Origin of the sequence: Accumulibacter sp. (assembly GCF_036625195.1) — a bacterium.
Taxonomy (GTDB): domain Bacteria; phylum Pseudomonadota; class Gammaproteobacteria; order Burkholderiales; family Rhodocyclaceae; genus Accumulibacter.
On sequence record NZ_JAZKUG010000001.1, the window covers coordinates 2765502 to 2784783 of the forward strand.

Annotated in this window: 16 protein-coding genes and 1 tRNA gene; 8 read left to right on the forward strand and 9 right to left on the reverse strand. The window is 66.3% G+C overall.

The window, feature by feature from the left end:
• Window positions 1-115: 115 nt before the first annotated feature.
• Genes V5B60_RS12280 through V5B60_RS12305 form a run of 6 tightly spaced genes read right to left on the reverse strand, consistent with a single transcriptional unit; the run spans window position 116 to window position 5828 of the window.
• On the reverse strand, window positions 116-472 hold the full coding sequence (locus tag V5B60_RS12280; RefSeq protein ID WP_332347262.1) for a Na+/H+ antiporter subunit G: 357 nt from the start codon (window positions 470-472) through the stop codon (window positions 116-118).
• On the reverse strand, window positions 469-738 hold the full coding sequence (locus V5B60_RS12285) for a K+/H+ antiporter subunit F (protein WP_034942408.1): 270 nt from the start codon (window positions 736-738) through the stop codon (window positions 469-471). The genes V5B60_RS12280 and V5B60_RS12285 overlap by 4 nt, the downstream gene beginning before the upstream one ends.
• A complete protein-coding gene (locus V5B60_RS12290) occupies window positions 732-1223 on the reverse strand; it encodes a Na+/H+ antiporter subunit E (RefSeq protein WP_332347263.1) in 492 nt (163 codons plus the stop codon). The genes V5B60_RS12285 and V5B60_RS12290 overlap by 7 nt, the downstream gene beginning before the upstream one ends.
• The gene (locus V5B60_RS12295) at window positions 1220-2710 is read right to left on the reverse strand and encodes a monovalent cation/H+ antiporter subunit D (RefSeq protein ID WP_332347264.1); all 1491 of its coding nucleotides are present in this window, start codon (window positions 2708-2710) and stop codon (window positions 1220-1222) included. The genes V5B60_RS12290 and V5B60_RS12295 overlap by 4 nt, the downstream gene beginning before the upstream one ends.
• Window positions 2710-3036 (reverse strand): Na+/H+ antiporter subunit C, encoded by a 327-nt coding sequence (locus V5B60_RS12300; protein ID WP_332347265.1) that lies wholly within the window; start codon window positions 3034-3036, stop codon window positions 2710-2712. Before V5B60_RS12300 ends, V5B60_RS12295 begins: the two co-directional genes overlap by 1 nt.
• Complete coding sequence (locus V5B60_RS12305; RefSeq protein ID WP_434735375.1) at window positions 3036-5828, reverse strand: monovalent cation/H+ antiporter subunit A; 2793 nt, start codon at window positions 5826-5828, stop codon at window positions 3036-3038. Before V5B60_RS12305 ends, V5B60_RS12300 begins: the two co-directional genes overlap by 1 nt.
• A 229-nt stretch (window positions 5829-6057) precedes the next feature.
• Here V5B60_RS12305 and phoU point away from each other — a divergent pair, with 229 nt between their 5' ends.
• The 4 genes from phoU (at window position 6058) to V5B60_RS12325 (ending at window position 10633) form a co-directional block, all read left to right on the forward strand.
• A complete protein-coding gene (gene phoU, locus V5B60_RS12310) occupies window positions 6058-6756 on the forward strand; it encodes a phosphate signaling complex protein PhoU (protein ID WP_332347267.1) in 699 nt (232 codons plus the stop codon).
• The gene (gene phoB / locus V5B60_RS12315; RefSeq protein ID WP_332347268.1) at window positions 6753-7478 is read left to right on the forward strand and encodes a phosphate regulon transcriptional regulator PhoB; all 726 of its coding nucleotides are present in this window, start codon (window positions 6753-6755) and stop codon (window positions 7476-7478) included. The genes phoU and phoB overlap by 4 nt, the downstream gene beginning before the upstream one ends.
• Window positions 7475-8815, forward strand: coding sequence for a phosphate regulon sensor histidine kinase PhoR (gene phoR / locus V5B60_RS12320; RefSeq protein ID WP_332347269.1), 1341 nt, complete (start codon window positions 7475-7477; stop codon window positions 8813-8815). Before phoB ends, phoR begins: the two co-directional genes overlap by 4 nt.
• Window positions 8816-8992: 177 nt before the next feature.
• Window positions 8993-10633, forward strand: coding sequence for an electron transfer flavoprotein-ubiquinone oxidoreductase (locus tag V5B60_RS12325; RefSeq protein WP_332347270.1), 1641 nt, complete (start codon window positions 8993-8995; stop codon window positions 10631-10633).
• Between the two features lie 21 nt (window positions 10634-10654).
• On the opposite strand, the gene queG is transcribed toward V5B60_RS12325, so the two are convergent.
• Window positions 10655-11722, reverse strand: a complete 1068-nt coding sequence (gene queG / locus V5B60_RS12330; protein ID WP_332347271.1) for a tRNA epoxyqueuosine(34) reductase QueG — start codon at window positions 11720-11722, stop codon at window positions 10655-10657.
• Window positions 11723-11773: 51 nt separating this feature from the next.
• Between queG and tsaE the strand changes: the two genes are divergently transcribed.
• The 4 genes from tsaE to V5B60_RS12350 all read left to right on the forward strand — a co-directional run bounded on the left by tsaE (window position 11774) and on the right by V5B60_RS12350 (window position 15344).
• A complete protein-coding gene (gene tsaE, locus V5B60_RS12335; protein WP_332347272.1) occupies window positions 11774-12277 on the forward strand; it encodes a tRNA (adenosine(37)-N6)-threonylcarbamoyltransferase complex ATPase subunit type 1 TsaE in 504 nt (167 codons plus the stop codon).
• Window positions 12232-13602, forward strand: a complete 1371-nt coding sequence (locus V5B60_RS12340) for an N-acetylmuramoyl-L-alanine amidase (RefSeq protein WP_332347273.1) — start codon at window positions 12232-12234, stop codon at window positions 13600-13602. Before tsaE ends, V5B60_RS12340 begins: the two co-directional genes overlap by 46 nt.
• 132 nt (window positions 13603-13734) lie before the next feature.
• Window positions 13735-13810 (forward strand) — tRNA-Thr (locus tag V5B60_RS12345).
• 646 nt (window positions 13811-14456) lie between these two features.
• Window positions 14457-15344, forward strand: a complete 888-nt coding sequence (locus tag V5B60_RS12350; protein ID WP_332347274.1) for a hypothetical protein — start codon at window positions 14457-14459, stop codon at window positions 15342-15344.
• A gap of 44 nt (window positions 15345-15388) precedes the next feature.
• Here V5B60_RS12350 and V5B60_RS12355 read toward each other — a convergent pair whose 3' ends face one another.
• Entirely contained in the window at window positions 15389-16132 is a 744-nt protein-coding gene (locus V5B60_RS12355; protein WP_332347275.1) for a M48 family metallopeptidase, read from the reverse strand.
• Complete coding sequence (locus V5B60_RS12360; RefSeq protein ID WP_332347276.1) at window positions 16132-19281, reverse strand: type I restriction endonuclease subunit R; 3150 nt, start codon at window positions 19279-19281, stop codon at window positions 16132-16134. Before V5B60_RS12360 ends, V5B60_RS12355 begins: the two co-directional genes overlap by 1 nt.
• Window position 19282 lies beyond the last annotated feature (1 nt).

Here is a 19282-nt window from a genome sequence, read left to right on the forward strand (position 1 = left end):
TTGTTTCCCCGCGGCGCCTGCCGTGCCGGTGGCGTGTCCCGGGTGCGGCCTGAGCCCGCAGCCGGATTCTAGCATTCGCCGGCCGGAGCCGGCTCTGCCGGCGAGGGGCGGACGCTCACTCCGGTGCCTGGCGCCCGTCGTCGGCGCGTGTTGCGGCGTCGGCCTCGTCGCTCCTCATCGTCTGTCGGTGCAGTGCCGCCTTCGCCAGCAGGTGGGCGGTGATCGGCGCGGTGATGAAGAGGAAGAGGAGGATCGCCAGTTCGTGCAGGCTGATCGCCACCGACCCGCCACTGGAGAAGAAGATCGCCGAGGCGAGCAGGATCGCGCCGACGCCGACGGTAGTCGCCTTGGTCGGTCCGTGCAGGCGGGTCAGGAAGTCGGGCAGGCGCGCCAGGCCGACCGAGCCGAGAAGGACGAAAAGCGCACCGAGCACGATCAGCGCGGCGACGGTCGCTTCGCTGATCGGACTCATTCGATGATGTCGCCGCGCAAGAGGAACTTGCACAACGCGACGGTGCCGACGAAGCCGAGCAGCGCCAGCAACAGCGCGACCTCGAAGTAGGCGGTGCTGGCACTGCGGATGCCGAACAGGACCAGCATTGCAATCGCGTTGATGCCGAGGGTGTCGAGCGCCAGGATGCGATCGCAGAGGTCGGGTCCGCGCAGCAGGCGGTAGAGGTTCAGCGCCAGGGCGACGGCGATGAACACGAAGGCGATTTCGAGGGCCGCGTTCAGCATGCGAAGATCTCCCGCAGTGGTTGCTCGTAGCGCTCCTTGATCTCGTCGATGAGCGCTCGCGGATCGGGGGCGTCGAGGGCGTGGACGAGCAGGATCCAGTCGTGCCGGTCGACGTCGATGGCCACCGTGCCCGGTGTCAGCGAGACGACGCTGGCGAGCAGCGTCGCGACGAAGGGATCACGCAGATCGAGGGGCACTTCGACGAAGGCTGGCGACAGCCGATGCAGCGGGCCGACGACCTGCCGTGCGACGCGCCAGTTGGCGGTGACGATGTCGAAGGCGAAAACGGCGAGAAAGCGCAAGGCCGACAGCGGACGGACGAGGCGTGGCGGTTGCGGCCAGAAGGGCGCCGTCAGTCGCGGTATGACGAGCGCCAGCAGGGCGCCGAGGGCGAGCAGCGCGAGCGACGCCGCGTTGGTGATCAGCGCCCAGACGACGAAGACGCTGAACGAGAGCAGCGGTCGCGGCAGCAGGCGGCGCCTCATCGCTGCGCCCCGAGGACGCCGGCGACGTACGCCCCCGGCGTGTGCAGCTGGCTGGCCGTGCGCTGCGCGTAGGCACTCAGCGGGCCCGCAAAGATCGCCAGAAGCGGCGCCGCGGCGACCAGCAGCAGCGTCGCCAGCGCCCGCCGCCAGCCGACCGCCGGTGCCGGTGTGGCGGCAACGCGCAGCGCCTGCGGCTTCCAGAGCAGGATGCATCCCTGGCGCGCGAGTGCCGCCATGACCAGGAAGCCGGCGCCAAGAAGAACGATCCAGATGGCCGTTCCGGCCGGCGTCTGGCGCAGGGTCGTCAGCAGCATCAGCTTGCCGATGAAGCCGGCGAACGGCGGCAGGCCGGCCGCGCTGGCGGCGACGACGAGGAAAGCGAACCGGATCCAGCTGGCGACCGGCGGGCCGGCACGGAAGTAATCGCCACAGCCGGCGCGCTGGCGGGCGATGAGCCCGGCGACGAGGAAGAAGGCAGCGCCGGTCAGCGTCGATTGCAGCAGGTAGTAGATCGCGGCCGTGACGACCTGTTGGCTCGCATGGACCGGTGTCAGCAGCAGACTGCCCGCCGACAGCAGGACCAGCCAGGCTGCCAGCGCCCGCAGGCGGTCGGCGACGAGGGTACCGAGCGCGGCAAAGCCGACCGTTGCCAGCGCCAGCGGCGTCAGCCAGCCGGCGAGGAGATCGGGCATCGCCGGTGCCAGAGCCACCGCCTGCACGCGCAGGATGGCGACGATGCCGACCTTGGTCATGATTGCAAACAGCGCCGCGACCGGTGCTCCGGCAGCGCTGTAGGTCGGCTGCAGCCAGAATGAGAGCGGCAGCAAGCCGGCCTTCAGGGCGAAGACGGCGATCAGCAGCGCAAAGGCGACACGCGACAGCGCGGCGTCGTGTTGCGGCCCGAGCAGCCGGCTGGCCATGTCGGCGAGGTTGAGGGTGCCGAGTGTGCCGTAGAGCAGGCCGAGGGCAATCAGGAAAAGCGCGGAGCCGATCAGGTTGAGGACGACGTAGGCGATGCCGGCACGCGTCCGCGCCAGGCCGCCCCCGTGTGCCAGCAGCGTGTACGAGGCGAGCAGCATGACCTCGAAGAAGACGAAGAGGTTGAACAGGTCGCCGGTCAGGAAGGCACCGCAAAGGCCGACGAGCTGGAACTGGAAGAGGGGGTGGAAGTGCTGTCCGTGTTCGTCGAATCCGGCGCTCGCGTAGAGCAGGGTCGCCAGCGCGAGGACCGCGCAGAGCAGGCTCATCATCGCCGCCAGCCGGTCGACGACGAGGACGATGCCGAAGGGAGCAGGCCAGTCGCCAAGCGCGTACACGCGCAACTGGCCGTCGTCGCTGAGCTGTGTCAGCCAGCCGCAGACCAGCAGCAGCAGGACGGTGGCAGCGAATCCGACGGCGCGCTGCCAGGCCAGGCGGGGGCAGGCCATCTGCAGCAGGGCGGCGGCGAAGGGGATGAGGATCGGCAGGATCGGCAGGTGGGCGTGCATCACGAATCCTTGCCGGGGTCCACGCGGTCGTCGCCGGCTTCCGCCAGCGCGCGCAGCGCGAGCATCGCCAGGTAGCCGGTCATGCCGAAGCCGATGACGATCGCCGTCAGCACCAGTGCCTGGGGCAGCGGGTCGGTATAGCTGGCGCCGGCACGGATCAGCGGTGGCGCATCCAGGTGCAGGCGGCCGCTGGCGAAGAGGAAGAGGTTGACGGCATAGGAGAGCAGGGTGAGGCCGAGCAGCACCGGGAAGGTCCGGGCGCGCAGGATGAGAAAGACGCCGCAGGCGGTCAGGACGCCGATCGCGCTTGCCAGCAGTGCTTCCATCAGGCCGGACCCTCGTTGCCGGAGCGGGCGCGCAGCGACAGGCGGCCGAGTCCCGCCAGAATGGTGACGACGACGGTGACGACGACGACGTAGACGCCGAGGTCGAAGACCATCGCACTCGCCAGTTCGATGTCGCCGAGCAGCGGCAGTTGCACGTGACCGTGCGCGCTGGTCAGGAAGGGACGGCCAAAAGGCCAGCTGGCGACCCCGATGCCGGCTGCCAGCAGCAGGCCCAGTGCCAGCAGCGGTGCTGGTCTCGCGGGCAGGCGCGGCTGCGCGAAGTCGATGCCATTGGCGAGATACTGCATGACCAGTGCGACGCTGGTGATCAGGCCGGCGACGAAGCCGCCGCCGGGGACGTTGTGACCGCGCAGGAAGATGTACACCGAGACCGTCAATGCCAGCGGCAGCAGGGGCCGCGTCAGCATGGCGAGAAACAGCGGATGCATGTCCCTGTCCCAGCGGCGACCGTCCGCGTCGTGCGCCGGTGAGCGCAGCGTCAGGCGTTCGAGCAGCGCCTGCGAGGCGAGGGCGACCATCGCCAGGACAGTGATCTCGCCGAGGGTGTCAAAGCCCCGGAAATCGACGAGAATGACATTTACGACGTTGGCGCCGCCGCCGCCCGGAACCGATTCCTGCAGGTAGAAGCCGGAGATCGAAGCGACCGGCGCACTGAGCATCAGCAACGTCAGCAGAGCCATGCCGCCGCCGGCGAGCAGCGCCAGCAGCAGGTCTCGGGACAGGCGCGCCGCGCTGCTCTTCGGTGCACTGCGCGGCGGCAGGTAATAGAGCACCAGGAGCATCAGGATGATCGTCCCCATCTCGACCGCGAGCTGGGTCAACGCGAGGTCCGGCGCCGACAGGCGGATGAAGGTGAGGGTCACCGCCAAACCGACGAGACTGACCAAAATGACTGCCAGCAGCCGCTCGCGGTAGAGCGCCGTCGCGCCGACGGTACCCAGCAGCAGGACGCAGAGCGCGGCGACCGCTGCCTCGTCGGCGACCAGCGCCGGTACGCTGATGCCGCCGCCGGCTGGCCCGGAGAGGTGGGCCCAGGTCGCGAGCACGAAGACGAAAGCGAAAAGCAGCGCGCTGTAGCGTTGCAGCGAGCCGTTGTCGAGCAGGAAGACGCAGCGCCGCGCGGAGAGCGCAAGCAAGCGGTAGAAACGCTCGAAGGCGGTGCGCGGGTGCATTGGCGGCAACTGCTCCTGCCAGGCGAAAAGCGGCCGGCGCAGGGCATAGATCAGGACGCCGCCGGCGAGGGCCAGCAGGCTCATCAGCAGGGGCTTGTTGAAGCCGTGCCAGAGTGCCAGGTGGAAGTCCGGCAGCGGGCCCTGCAGCGCAGCGCCCGCTGCCGCATCGAGCAGCGGCGCCACCGTCCACGCCGGTACGACGCCGACCAGCAGGCAGAGCAGCACGAGCAGTTCGATCGGGGCGCGCATCCAGCGTGGTGGCTCGTGCGGCTGGCGCGGCAGGTCGACCGGCTCGCCGTTGAAAAAGACGTCATGCACGAAACGCGCCGAGTAGGCGACGGCGAGCATGCCCGCCACCGTCGCCAGCAGCGGCAGTGCCCAGCTGATCGGCTCGCTGTAGCTGACGGCCTCGGCGAAGAACATCTCCTTGCTCAGGAAGCCGTTGAGCAGCGGTACGCCGGCCATCGAGCCGGCGGCGATGATCGCCAGCGTCGCGGTGATCGGCATGTAGCGGAACATGCCGTTGACCCGGCGCATGTCGCGGGTGCCGCACTCGTGGTCGATGATGCCGGCAGCCATGAACAGAGAGGCCTTGAAGATCGCGTGGTTGATGATGTGGAAGATGCCGGCGATCACCGACAGTGGGGTGTCGAGGCCGAAGAGGAGGGTGATCAGGCCGAGGTGGCTGATCGTCGAGTAGGCGAGCAGGCCCTTGATGTCGTTGCGGAAGAGCGCGATCGCCGCAGCGTAGACCAGGGTCACTGCGCCGGTGCCGCCGACCAGCCAGAACCAGAGGTCGCTGCTGCCGAGCGCAGGGTAGAGGCGGGCGAGCAGGAAGACGCCGGCCTTGACCATCGTCGCCGAATGCAGGTAGGCGGAGACGGGGGTGGGTGCCGCCATCGCGTTCGGCAGCCAGAAGTGGAAGGGAAACTGCGCCGACTTGGTGAACGCGCCGAGCAGGATCAGGAGCAGCGCCGGCGCGTACAGCGGGCTGGAACGAATCCGCTCGCCGGCATCGAGAATGGCCGACAGCTCGTGGCTGCCAACGATCTCGCCGAGCAGCAGGATGCCGGCGAAAAGCGCCAGACCGCCGCCGCCGGTGACCGCCAGCGCCATGCGCGCGCTGATGCGGGATTCGTGCCTGTCGCTTCGGTAGGCGACGAGGAGGAACGAGGAGAGGCCGGTGATCTCCCAGAAGACCAGCAGCAACAGCAGGTTCTCGGCCAGCACGACGCCAAGCATCGCGGCCATGAAGAGCAGCAGGATCGAGTAGAAGCGGCCGAGCCGATCCTCCTCCGGCAGGTACCAGGCGGCATAGAGCACGACGAGCAGGCCGATGCCGAGGATCAGCAGGCAGAAGAGCAGGCCGAGGCCGTCGAGCCGCAGGCTGAAGTCGAGGCCCCACGCCGGCAGCCAGGCGAGCCGGAAGATCAGCGTCTGACCGGCGAAGGCGGCCGCAGCCAGACGCAGCAGCAGGCCGAGACAGCCGGCCATGACCGCCGCAGCGGCGACCGCCGCCACTGCCCGGCCGCAGCGCTGCAGCAGCAGTGGCAGCAGGCAGCCGGCGAAGGCGAGTACCGGGATCGCCGCGAGCAGCAGGTTCGAGTCGTGGGGATGCGCCATTGGCGAAGCGCCAGTCCGTGTTGTCGGAGACGCGATTATAGGCGGCATCGCGCTGCGCGTTGCCGTGGCGGACAGGCGGCCGTCGCTGCCGCCAGTTGCCGCTGCCGGCGCAAGCTGCCCGTGCCGTCATTGTCCCGTAACATTGGCGTTCTAAGCTGCCTGTGTCGATGCTTCTGTCCGCAACCCGAAACGAGCCCGTGTCCCTATGAGCGATCACCTGAGCAAACAATTCGATCTCGAACTGGAGAACATCCGTACCCGCATCCTGCAGATGGGCGGCCTGGTCGAAAGACAGGTGCTGGCGGCGGTCGATGCCTTCAGCAGCGGCAACCTCGACGAAATGCAGCAGGTCATCGGCAGCGATCGCGAGGTCGACGTGCTCGAGGTCGGGATCGACGAGGACTGCACGCTGCTGATCGCGCGGCGGCAGCCGACGGCGCGTGATCTGCGGCTGGTGATGGCGATTTCGCGCATCGTCACCGATCTCGAGCGGGTGGGCGACAAGGCGTCGAAGATCGCACGCATGTCGCAGAAGCTGCATCAGGCGGGTTCGCAGCGGATTCCGCGGCTGTCCGATGTACACCATTGCGGGCGCCTGGCGAGCGACATGCTGCAGCGGTCGCTCGATTCGCTGGCGCGCATGGACATCGATGCAGCACGGCAGGTGATCGGCGCCGACAAGGCGATCGATGCCGCTTTCAACGCCATCCTGCGGCAGTTGATCACCTACATGATGGAGGATCCGCGAACGATCAGCGAGGCGCTCGACATCATCTGGATCGCCAAGGCGATCGAGCGCGTCGGCGACCACGCGACGAACATCGCCGAGAACGTGATCTACATCGTCAGCGGCATCGACATTCGGCACAGCTCGGTCGCCGCCAGCAAGACGGACGAAGCATGACGCGCAGCGATGCCGGCCGGGCGCAGGTACTCGTCGTCGAGGACGACAAGGGAATCCAGGAGCTGCTGCGCTTCACGCTCGTCTGCGGTGGCTACCAGCCGCTGTGCGTGGAAACTGCCGAACAGGCGGAGACCGCGCTCGGCGGGACGCTGCCGGACCTGGCGCTGATCGACTGGATGCTGCCCGGCAAGTCGGGCCTGGCGCTGACACGCAAACTGCGTGGCGAGCGACGGACGCGGCGGCTGCCGATCATCATCCTGACTGCGCGCGGCGAGGAGGCCGACCGCGTCGCCGGACTCGAAGGCGGCGCCGACGACTACATCGTCAAGCCGTTCAGCCCGAAGGAACTGATGGCGCGTGTCCAGTCCGTCCTGCGCCGCTGCGCACCCGAGTTCGCCGCCGGCACGCTGACCGTCGGACCGCTGGCGCTCGATACCGTGGCGCACGAGGTGCGCGTTGCCGGCCAGCGCCTCAACCTGACGCCGACCGAGTTCCGCCTGCTGCGCTTCCTGATGGCCAATCCCGGGCGCGTCTACTCGCGCCAGCAGTTGCTCGACAACGTCTGGGGTGACCACGTGTATATCGAGGACCGCACGGTGGACATCCATGTCCGTCGCCTGCGCGTCGCGCTCGGCCCGGCAGCCGAGCATGTCGTCGAGACGGTGCGCGGCGCCGGCTACAAGCTCTGCGCCCAGCCAGGAACGCCGCCGAGCGAGGCATGACTGCCGCCAGCCGCTGGTGCGCGCGGATCGTTCTCACCGGCGTGCTGCCGATCGTCTGCCTCGCGCTGCTGCTGGCGGCGCTCCATGGCGCCACATGGGGCTGGGTGGTGGCAGCCTGCGGGCTCTTGCTCGTCGTCTTGCTGCAGACGCGGCGGCTGGCGTTGCTCGCGGCGTGGATCGATGGCCCGCAGCAGGGCGAGGTGCCTGATTCGGGTGGCGCCTGGGGCGAGGTGTTCCGCAAGCTGTCGCGCAAGCTGCGCCTCGACGCACGCGCACTGGCGGAGGTCGAGGCGCGACTGGGCTCGTTCAGGGACGCCATGGATGCCGTTCCCGATGGCCTGGTCGTGCTCAGCGAAAGCCATCAGGTGCAGTGGGCCAATCGTGCCGCCGGCGAGCACCTCGGCATCCGCCTGCCGCGCGATGGCGGTGCGATCATCCAGCAGCTCGTGCGCGCGCCGGGTTTCGCCGAGTACCTGAGCAGTCCGGCCGGGCAGCCCCCGTTCGTCCTGCTGTCGCCGGCGGTTCGTCGCCGCGCCTATTCACTGCGTGCGGTGCCGCTGGGCGAGCGCAACACCCTGCTGGTCAGTCTCGACGTCACCGACGCCAGGCGCGTCGAGGCGATGCGCAGCACCTTCGTCGCCAACGTGTCGCACGAACTGCGCACGCCGCTGACCGTCGTCAGCGGCTTTCTCGAGCACTTCGGCGACGACAGCGCGATGAGCGCCGAGCAGCGGCAGCAATTCGTCCGCCTGATGAGCGAGCAGACGCGGCGCATGCTGAGCCTGGTCGACGATCTGCTGACGCTGTCGCGTCTCGAGGCGGACGACGCACCCGCCAGCGAGGAAGACATCGACATGGCCGACCTGCTGGCGCAATTGCAGGCCGAGGCGGAGGGCCTCAGCGGCGGCCGGCACCGCCTGCAGTTCCGTTGCGGCGGCCCGGGGTTGCGCGGCAACCGCCATGAACTGCACAGCGCCTTCGGCAATCTGGTGTCGAACGCGATCCGTTACACGCCGGCCGGTGGTGACATCCGCGTTCGCTGGAAACTGCGCGCCGGTGTCGGTGTCTTTTCGGTGCGTGATTCCGGCGTCGGCATCGCCGCCGAACACCTGCCGCGCCTGACCGAGCGCTTCTACCGCATCGACCGCGGCCGCTCGCGCGATACCGGTGGCACCGGTCTCGGGCTGGCGATCGTCAAGCACATCCTGTTGCGTCATCAGGCGGCGCTGGTGGTCGACTCGCAGCCTGGCGCCGGCAGCAACTTTCGCGCCGAGTTTCCGGAGTGGCGGCTGCGGCCACAGCCGTCACCCGATCTGCCAGCAGCCGACGAGGCTTGAGTGAAGAGTGGCGCCGGCGGGCGAGGTCGTGTCCGATCGCGCCGCTCAGGTCGTTGACCGGACCCGCTGACTGCGGTATACGACGAACGCAGTGCAGTCTGCCGGCGACAAGCCCGGCGAGGCGCCGGGGGGCTTGCGGCGGCTGCCGACTCGATCGAGAAACCATGGGGAGCGGTAATGGAACGGGAAGCAATGGAGTACGACGTGGTGGTTGTCGGAGCCGGTCCGGCGGGCCTGAGCGCAGCCATCCGCCTGAAGCAGTTGAATCCGGACTGGTCGGTGATGATCCTCGAAAAGGGTTCGGAAGTGGGAGCCCACATCCTCTCCGGCGCGCTCTTCGAGGCCAGGGCGCTCGATGAGTTGCTGCCCGACTGGCAGTCCCGGGGTGCGCCGGTGACGACACCGGTCTGCGAGGACCAGGTCTTCCTCTATCGCAGCGAGACCTCGGCCGTCCGCTTGCCGGGCTTTGCCGTTCCGGCGCCGATGCACAACGACGGCAACTGGGTGATCAGCCTCGGCTCGCTCTGTCGCTGGCTGGCCGAGCAGGCCGAGGCGCTGGGCGTCGAGATCTTCCCCGGCTTTGCCGCCGCCGAACTCCTCTACCATGAAGACGGCTCGCTGAAGGGGGTGGCGACAGGCGACATGGGTCGCGACAAGCATGGCCAGCCGAAGGACGGCTTCCAGCCGGGACTTGAACTGCACGCCCGTTACACGTTGCTTGCCGAAGGCTCGCGCGGGCAACTGGGCAAGGAACTGATCGCGCGTTACGACCTGGCCGCCGGCGCGACGGCGCAGCACTATGGTCTCGGCATCAAGGAGCTGTGGGAGATCGATCCGGCGAAGCACCGGCCCGGGCTCGTCGTGCATGGCGCCGGCTGGCCGCTGAGCGAACATGGCGCCACCGGCGGCTCCTTTCTCTACCATCTCGATGAACGGCAGGTGGTCGTCGGCCTGATCGCCGACCTCAACTACGCCAATCCGTACCTCTCGCCCTTCGAGGAGTTCCAGCGCTTCAAGCGACAGTCGGAGATCAGGAAGTACCTAGAGGGCGGCAAGCGGCTGTGCTATGGGGCGCGCGCGATCACCAAGGGCGGTTTCAACAGCCTGCCGAAACAGAGCTTCCCCGGCGGTCTGCTGCTCGGCTGCGACGCCGGTACGCTCAACTTCGCCAAGATCAAGGGCATCCATACGGCGATGAAGTCCGGCATGCTCGCTGCCGAAACGGTCGCCGCGGCGCTGCAGGCCGGCGATCAGGGGCGCAGCGATCTCGTTGCCTACGCCGCGGCCTTCCGCGAGTCGTGGCTGTACGGCGAACTGCACCAGGCGCGCAACTTCGGCCCGGCGCTGCACAAGTTCGGTACCTTCCTCGGCGGTGCCTTCAACTGGATCCAGCAGAACCTGTGTGGTGGCCGCATGTTCTTCACGCTCAAGGACCGCAGCAGCGACCACGGGCAACTGGCGCCGGCATCCCGCTTCCAGCCGATCGAATATCCAAAGCCGGACGGCAAATTGAGCTTCGACCGGCTGTCTTCGGTCTTCATGTCGAACACCGCCCACGAGGAAGAGCAACCGATCCATCTGCAACTGCTCGACAGCAGCAAGGCGATTGCGGTCAATTACCGCGAGTATGCATCGCCCGAGCAGCGATACTGCCCGGCCGGTGTGTACGAGATCGTCGAGGAGGATGCCGGTCCGCGCCTGCAGATCAACGCTTCGAACTGCCTGCACTGCAAGACCTGCGACATCAAGGATCCGACACAGAACATCCGCTGGGTTGCCCCCGAGGGCGGTGGCGGACCGAACTACCCCAACATGTGAGTCGGCAGGTGGCGGCGTCGCTCAGACCGCCGCCGCGTGGCGCGCCAGCGCCCAGACGACGTGTTCGCGCACCAGCGCCGAAGGGTGGTCGAGCCGCGCACGCAAGGCGGTGACGACTCCAGGGGTTCCTGGGCGGGCGTTGCCGAGGGCGACCGACACGTTGCGCAGCCAACGCTCGTGACCGATGCGGCGAATTGCGCTGCCCTCCAGGCAACTGTCGAATTCGCTCTCACTCCAGGCAAGGAGTGCGGTCAGCGGCGCCGCATCGAGCCCGTTGCGCACGGCGAAGTCGGCATCACCAATGCGGGCGAAACGATTCCATGGGCAATGCAGCTGGCAGTCGTCGCAACCGTAGATGCGGTTGCCGATCAGTGGCCGCAGCGACGGCGGGATGCTGCCCGGCAACTCGATCGTCAGATACGAGATGCACAGCCGCGCGTCGAGTTGGTAGGGCGCGACGATCGCCGCCGTCGGGCAGACATCGAGACAGCGCCGGCAGTCGCCGCAATGCTCCTCTGCCGGCGGGTCGGCGGCCAGTGGCAGGTTCGTGTAGATCTCGCCGAGGAAGTGCCACGACCCCTCGCGCGTCAGTGAGAGCGTGTGCTTGCCGCGCCAGCCGACTCCCGACTGCCGTGCGAACTCGGTCTCGAGAACCGGCGCCGAATCCGAAAAGACACGGCAACTGCAGGGCCGGCCGAGTTTCACGGCGGCTTCCTGCAGGCGCGCGGCGATCTTCTGCAGGCGGCGCCGCATCGTTTTGTGGTAATCGCGGCCGAGGGCATAACGGGAAACGTAAGCGAGGCGGTCGTCGCCCAGAACCGACAGGGCGTCCGCCGCCTGTGGGCAATAGGGCAGGCGGGCCGAGATCACCGTCCGGACACCGGGCAGCAGCGCTTGCGGCGCCAGACGCAGCGCTGCATGTTTGGCCATATAATCCATCTGCCCGTGCCGTCCCAGATCCAGCCAGCGCAGCAACCCGGGTGCAGCCGCGGCCACGTCGATGCCGCTGACGCCGATGGCGGCAAAGCCCAGTTCGGCACCCCAGGAGCTGATCTGCTGCCGTAGCGCGGCCGCGTCGCCGACGCTCAATGATGGCGCGTCGCCCGTCGCTCGCCTCCCACCCGTCTCGGAGTCCTCATCGTGCATAGCCCGGATGATAACCAGTCCGCCCTCCGCCTGCACCTGCCGGATGCCGCCGCCACCGCTCGTGTCGGCGGCGCGCTGGCGCCGCTGCTCGAGCCCGGAATGGTCGTTGCGCTCGATGGCGACCTGGGCGCCGGCAAGACCACCCTGGTGCGCGCGCTGTTGCGCGCCCGAGGCCATTGTGGTCCCGTCAAAAGCCCTACGTATGCGCTGGTTGAAATTTATGTGATTTCGAGGATATACTTCTATCACTTTGATTTCTATCGTTTCAACTTTCCGGAAGAATTTCTGGATGCTGGGCTTGGCGAGTATTTCCGTGACGATGCGGTCTGTCTGGTCGAATGGCCGCAAAATGCGGCCGGGTACATGCCTGCGGCCGACCTCGTCCTGCGCCTGCGTTTCGCGCAGCGTGCAAGGGAGGTGGACATCGTCGCCGGCAGTGAGGAGGGTCGAGAATGTCTGCGAGCGCTGAGAAGCGGCTGGTTGCCCGCCGCCGGCTGATCAAGTTCACCGGCGCGTCACTGCTGTTGTCGGTCAGCCCGCTGGGGCAGGCCGCGGCGGGACGCGCCGTGGGAATCGTGGCAGTGCGGGTCTGGCCGGCGGCCGACTATACACGCGTGACGATCGAGCACAACGCACCACTGAAATACACCCATTTCCTGGTCAAGGACCCCGACCGTCTGGTGGTCGATCTCGAGGGAGTCGAGTTCAACGGCGTTCTCGACGGCCTCGCGAGCAAGGTCGCCGCCGATGACCCCAACATCCGCCTGCTGCGCGCCGGCCGCTACAAGCCCGGAGTCGTTCGCCTGGTGATGGAACTCAAGGGGGAGGCCAATCCACAGGTGTTCGAACTGGCACCGGTCGGTGGCTACGGCCACCGACTGGTTCTCGACGTCTATCCACTCAATCCGCCCGATCCGCTGCTCTCGCTGATCGACAGGAATGAGCCCGGGCAGGCGGTGGTCGAGAGCCGGACGGCCAGCCGGCCAGACAGCCGCAGCGAGGCGCGGCCCGAGGCCGTGGCCGACAGCCGGCGCGAGGTCCGGAGCGAAGCGGCGCCAAGCGAGCAGAAGGCTGCGGCCAAGCGCGCGGGCCGCCCAATGGTCGATCGCCTGGTCACCATCACGCTCGATCCCGGGCATGGTGGCGAAGACCCGGGCGCGGTCGGCAGCGGTGGCAGCTACGAGAAAAACGTCACGCTGGCCGTCGCCCGGCGGCTGAAGGCCAAGATCGAGGCCGAGCCGAACATGCGCGCGGTGCTCACCCGGGACGCTGACTACTTCGTGCCGCTGCAGGCGCGCGTGCAGAAGGCGCGCCGAATCCAGTCGGACCTTTTCGTCTCGATCCACGCCGATGCGTTCGTCCGGCCCGATGCCAACGGCTCGTCGGTCTTCGTCCTCTCGGAGAGCGGCGCCTCGAGTTCGGCAGCGCGTTACCTGGCTCAGAAGGAAAACGCCGCCGACCTGATCGGCGGGGTCAACATCGACGTCAAGGATCCGGTGCTGGCGCGGACGCTGCTCGATCTGTCGCAGACGGCGACGATCAACGACAGCCTGAAGCTCGGCAAGGCCGTTCTCGGCGAAATCGGCGGCATCAACCGCCTGCACAAGGCGAATGTCGAACAGGCCGGGTTTGCCGTCCTAAAGGCACCCGATATCCCGTCGATCCTGATCGAGACGGCCTTCATCTCCAACCCGGAGGAGGAGAAGAAACTGAACGACGAAGCCTATCAGGACAAGATGGCCGAGGCGATCCTGTCCGGCATCCGCAAGTACTTTGCCAAGAACCCGCCGCTCGCCAAGTCGCGGCTCGCGCGTCTCGACTGACGCCGGTCGCGTACCAGCCCTTCTCGGTTGCGGCTGGCCCAGAGGAGGTGCGAGGCCGTTCGCAGGGGGGGTTCCATAACGGCTTGGTCCCTGCTAGAATCCGCGTCCTGCACTGGCGACACTGGACGCCGTGCCGCTGTAGCTCAGTCGGTAGAGCAGCGCATTCGTAATGCGTAGGTCCCCAGTTCGATTCCGGGCAGCGGCACCAAAGAATCAAGCACTTGGCCTCGGTCAAAAGCCGGGGCTTTTTTGTGGGGTTACGCCGGGGTTACATTTGACGTAACCAAGCCGGGTTCTTGGCGGTCAGGGCCGTCGCGTTGCCAGCAACATCGGGTTGAACTTGGTCACCACATCACCGTTACGCAGTAACGCCCGGCGCCCGGTGCCCACGGATTGACCCGCGGCGCGTCACGTATACAATCCCCATAGGCACCGCCGCCAAGGCGCTCTCTCCCACCAGGTTCATCCGCCCCGGCGGTGAGAGCGCCTGGACAGCACGTCCTCGGCGGGACAGACAACACTATTCGTTAGGCCTCACAAGCACTATGAGCCCAGGCCTTACCCCCTCAGAAGCTTTGGTCAACCGGCTGAGCTCAAGCAGTTTCCTGCGGCTATGGACTCATCCGAATCCCGTTGGAAAGGGGGGCAAGGAGTTGTGCGATTGCCTAGTCGTGTGCGGTCCTCACATCATCATCCTCTCCGTCAAGGAAGTCGAGTACCGGGATACTGGCGACAAAACTGGTTGGGAAAGATGGCAGAAGGGAGCGATCGATAAGTCGGTCAAGCAAATCTGGGGCGCCGAGCGTTGGCTTCGAATGTCCGACCGTGTCCTTCGAAGCGACGGACGAGAGATCATGTTGCCGCCCAAGGAAGCTCGCCAATTTCATCGCATCACCGTCTCTCTCGGAGGTCGAGGCGAAGTACCTTTGCAGTGGGGAGACTTCGGACATGGCTTTGTTCACCTCTTGGACGAGCAGAGTCTGAAGGCGGCATTCAGCGAATTGACGACGGTCACAGACTTCGTGCGCTACCTGAGCGCCGCAGAGAACATCTTCGAGCGTGGTGTTCGACCAGTGTTTGCAGGCGGCGGAGCGGAGGATCTCTTGGCACTCTATGTTCAGAACGGATCCGACTTTGGTCTCTTCGATCCCGCCACAGGCCACCCGGCTCTCGCCATCATCACAGACGGGATCTGGGCAGCGCTCATCAAACAGGCAGACTATTTGGCTCGCAATCGAGACCTTGAGTCGTCGTATGCGTGGGACCGCCTGATCGAGAGCTACGCCGAGGACCTCCTCACCAACGGAATGTTCGACATGTTCCGGAGTGAGGTGACGCAGAACGAACTGGCACTCGTCGCCATGGCACTCCAGCCACGCGGGCACCGGGCGAATCTTGCCGACGCATTCCTTGAGTTCCTGGGGTCTGACCACGCGCGTGTTGCCGCCAGGTGCGTGGTGGCCGACGACGAAACAGCATTCGTATTCACGACGGGCGACTCGGCCGACCGCGAGCTTCGTGGGCGCGAGTTATTCCTTCGCTGCTTCGTTGTCCGTGGACGATGTCCGAGAGTCAAGACCGTCGTAGGCATCGCCACTGATCGGCCTAAGGCCGGCAAACGCAGTCATTCGTCCGATATCGTTTATCTGCACCTGCCGACCTGGGATCCAACGGACGACAAGAAGGTGAATGGCATTCAGGCTGATCTGGGCTATTTCAAGAACACAACGTGGCCAACATAGCGGTGACGCCTGACGAACAAAGACAGATCGTGCGAAGCCACGACCTACCCCATCTGTTGGTCGAGCTCGGTGGAGGAAGCGCTGGGCCAATCTGCCAGCGGCAACTCGTTCAACTTCGCCCGCGACTCCCGCCAAGTCGGGTAGTGCAGTCCAAGCAGTGCCATGAAGCGGTCGCTGTGGGTCGGCTCAAGCAGATGAAGCATTTCGTGTACGACCACATACTCAAGGCATTCCTTCGGCTTCTTCGCCAGTTCCGTGTTCAAGCGGATCGTGCCAGCCGACGGATTGCAGCTACCCCACTTGGTCTTCATTTGCTGCACGTAGAACCCTCTCACCTCGACCTTGAGGCGCGGCCCCCAGGTCGCAATCAAAGGTGCCACCTCGGTCTTCAGGATCTGGCGATACCAGTTCGCCACGATCGCTTTTCTACCCGCCTCATCGGTGCCAGGGCGAACGCTCACCAGCAGCGTGGAGTGACGTAGCTGCACCGTTGCTGGCTCATCCGCCTCGATCAGCTTCATCAACATCCGCCGGCCCCATACGGAGTGACTCTCGCGGTCGATGAATTCGCGCCGGGTCTCGCGTTCCTGATCGCGCAACTTCTTCTGCTGCTGCTTGATCCAGGAGAGCTTGGAGATCGCGAAGAGCCGGATCGTGTCGAGCTTCATCCGTTCGGGGACGACCAGCCGCACGCGCCCGGTCGGCGGGTAGACGCTCAGGTGGATGTTCCGGATGTCCTTCTTGACCACGTCGAGAACGATGTCGCCGAGCTCGATCTGTGTGACCATCAATACTCCCGCTGCGCCTTGATGATCAGGAATATGCGCTCGACCTGCTGAGGATCGTTGCGCAGCAAAGGCAGCAGGGCGCGCTTGATTTCGTTCTCCTTCGCCTGATGTCCCCGCCAGTCGTCGGGCCGCACTCGTCGCACGGTTTCGTCGATGGCCAGTGCCAGTTCCAGCGCCGGGTTGTTCCCGGCGCCGTAAGCCGCTGGCGGTGGCTCTGCAACTCCACTGGCAGCAGGCGCGGCCATGGCCAGCAGGTTGTCGTACAGCGCGCGCAGCCACGGCCGGGTTCGCAGCACCTCGGGCGTGTCGGGTGCCTGCCCATGCAGCACGCGCTTGACCAGGTCGGCGATGCGCTGCAGGTACGCCTGGTAGTTCAGGCGCCGGGCGCGCAGGTCGGCGAGGATCTCCTCCAGCAACTTCGACATCCGGTCGTAGTAGGCCGGGTTGTTCAGATGCTCCTGCAGGATTCGGCTGCGCACGTTGTTGGCGATCGTCTCGGCTACGGCGTCCTTGTTGGCCTTGATGCCACCGGGCAGGCTGTCCACCGCGCTGGCGATGCCCGCCTTCACGATCACCTCCAATAGCGGCGTGTCGCCGAACGTCGAGATAGGCCGCGGCTCGGCCGCTTCGATGTAGGTGTCGATCAGGTGCCGCATGTCGGCCTCATAGGCCTTGAGGTCGATGGTCTCGCCGCTGGCTTTCCGGATGACCTCGCGGAGCTCCAGATAGCGCTGCACCTCCTTCTTGATGCGGGCGATGTCCTCAACGCTGTACTTCGCTGCTTCCAGGTCGTCGGCGATTGCGGCGTAGGCCCGCACCAGCGACACCGTCGCGGTGTACAGCGCCACGCGCTGCGGCTCGTGTTCAGCCAGGTCGGCCGCGATTTCGACGTTGCCGCAGAAATAATGGATGTGCTCCAGCTCGCCCTTGGGCGGCTTCACCGGTTCGCAGATCAGCGCCGCGGCTTCCAGCGCGTTGTCCAGCCGCTCGCGGCCCTTCGTCAGCCGGTCGTGCAGCAGCACGTCGGGGCTGACGCCGGGCGCACTGCGGTCCAGCTCCGACGTATAAACCTGTAGTGCCCCAGTTCCCTCGTCATTGACCAGCTTCCTGAACAAGTCCTTGTAATCGACGATGTAACCCACCGCCTTGTCGTCACCGTCCAGCCGGTTCACGCGGCAGATGGCCTGGAACAGGCCGTGGTCCTGCATGCTCTTGTCGATGTAGAGGTAGGTGCAGCTCGGCGCGTCGAAGCCGGTGAGCAGCTTGTCCACCACCACCAGCAGCTTCATGTTCGCGGGCTGTTCCTTGAACAGCTTCTTGGCGTTGTCCTCGTAGGTCTCGGTCTTGGACTTGCCGGGCTCGGCCTGCACGCCCTTCAGCAGCGCGGTGTAGGTGTCGTAGAGGAACTGCTTGTCGGTCTGCGTGTTGGCACCAGTCTCCTCCAGCGTCACGTCCTTGGCCAGCGGGTTGTACGAGGTGACCACCGCGCACTTGCCCTTGAAGGCGGTCTTCTGGAACAGCTCGAAGTACTTGCACGCCTCGTAGATGCTCGAAGCCACCAGGATCGCGTTGCCCCGTTGGCTGGCCAGGCGTGGCTTGACGCCGAAGTCGAACACGATGTCTTCGACCACGCGCTCCATGCGTGAGCGCGAGCTCAGCACGTTCTGCATCGTGCCCCATTGCTCGCGCAGCGCCGCCTTCTGCCAGGCGTTCAGGCCGCGGGTCTTCGCTTCGAACCATTTATCGATCTTGTCCTGCGAGCCCAGGCTCTGCTCGATGTCGCGCGCCTCGTACACCAGGTCGAGCACCACGCCATCTTCCACGCCCTCGCTGAACTTGTAGGTGTGGATGTAGTCGCCGAAGACCTCGCGGCTGGTCTGCGCGTCCTGCTTCAGCAGCGGCGTGCCGGTGAAGCCGATGAACACCGCGCCGGGCATCAGCGCCTTCATCGTCTTGTGCAGCTTGCCGCTTTGCGTGCGGTGGCATTCGTCGACGAAGACGAACACCTCGCCCACGGTGGGGCTGGGCTGCGAGGCCAGCTCCTTGATGAAGGTGTCGAAGTCGTCGACTCCCTTGCGCCCGAACTTGTGGATCAGCGAGCACAGCAGCCGCGGCTTGGCCTGGCCGAGCTGGTTCATCAGGTCCTGCCCGCTGCTGGTGCGCTTGATGGGCTCGCCGGCCTCTGTGAACACGCCCTCGATCTGCTTGTCCAGCTCATCGCGGTCGGTGACGATCACCACGCGGGCGTGCGGCCGGTTCTCCAGGATCCACTTGGCCAGCAGCACCATCACGATGCTCTTGCCGCTGCCCTGCGTGTGCCAGAGGATACCGCCCTTGCGGGCGTATGCGTGCTGCTGCGCCGCCTTGATGCCGAAGTACTGGTGCACCCGCGGCAGCTTCTTCACGCCGCCGTCGAACAGCACGAAGTCGTGCATCAGCTCGACCAGCAGCGCCTTGGCGCACATCTTCAGCAGGTACTTGTCGAGCTTGAAGCGGCGGTTGTCGGCCTCGTCTTCCTCCCACTTCAGGAAGTACTTCTCCGGCGTGCCGACGGTGCCGTACTGCAGCCCCTCGGAATCGTTGCCCGCGAAGACGAACTGCACCGTGCTGAAGAACCAGGCGTTGAACTCGGGCGTCTGGTTCGACAGGTTCTGCCGGATGCCGTTGCCGATGGACGTGCGGCTGTTCTTCAGCTCGACCACGCCCACCGCGATGCCGTTGACGTACAGCACCAGGTCGGGCCGCCGCTCGTGCCCGCCCAGCCCGCCGCGCAGCGTCACCTCCTCGGCGATGGCGAAGTCGTTGGCCAGCGGCTGCGCCCAGTCGATCAGCTTGACCGTCTCGGTCGCCTTGCTGGCTTCGATCTTCACCGGCACGCCGTAGCGCAGCAGGCCGTAGACCGCCTTGTTGTTGTCGTAGAGGCTGCGGTTGGGGTTGTCCGCCTCGGTGCGCAGCAGGTAGAGGGCGCGGTTGATCTGGTCGGGCGTGTTGCCGGCCATGTTCAACCAAGCGGTGAGCAGGCCCTCCTCGATGTTGCTGTTGCCGGTGCGGTCGGTCCAGTCGCCCAGCGCGCGATAGCCGAGCTCATCGCGGAACAGGGCGAGCACGCGGTTCTGCGTGGCGCGCTCGGGGGTGCCGATGCCGCTCATC